The organism is Gilvimarinus sp. 1_MG-2023, from assembly GCF_030548285.1.
Genome location: NZ_JAUOSC010000465.1, coordinates 1 through 342, shown reverse-complemented (window position 1 = coordinate 342; position 342 = coordinate 1). Strand labels below are relative to the sequence as shown.

Sequence of the window (342 nt, the reverse complement as noted above, 5' to 3'; positions counted from 1 at the left end):
ACCAAAGTCAGTTCGTTGAGACGAATCTCGGCAACGTACTGGGCTTTCCGTGAAGCAAAACCAAACTTTGGCAAACGACGGTGGATCGGCATCTGACCACCTTCGAAACCGGGTGCAACGCTGCCACCTGAGCGAGACTTCATGCCCTTGTGACCACGACCACCGGTTTTGCCCAAACCAGAACCGATACCACGGCCAACGCGCTTGCGCGTCGGCTTGGAACCAGGAGCTGGACTCAATTCATTGAGGCGCATATTACTCCCCTTCAACCTTAACCATGTATTGAACTTGGTTGATCATGCCGCGAATGGATGGTGTATCTTCCAGTTCAACAGTATGACC

At 52.6% G+C, this 342-nt stretch carries 2 protein-coding genes; both read right to left on the bottom strand.

Translation table 11 applies throughout. The annotated features are described in order from the left end of the window. On the bottom strand, window positions 1-254 hold a 254-nt coding region (gene rplO / locus Q4563_RS17660; protein ID WP_303605428.1), incomplete at its 3' end, for a 50S ribosomal protein L15. 1 nt (window position 255) lies between these two features. Further along, window positions 256-342 (bottom strand): uL30 family ribosomal protein (locus Q4563_RS17655; RefSeq protein WP_303605429.1); only part of this gene is annotated, 87 nt, incomplete at its 5' end.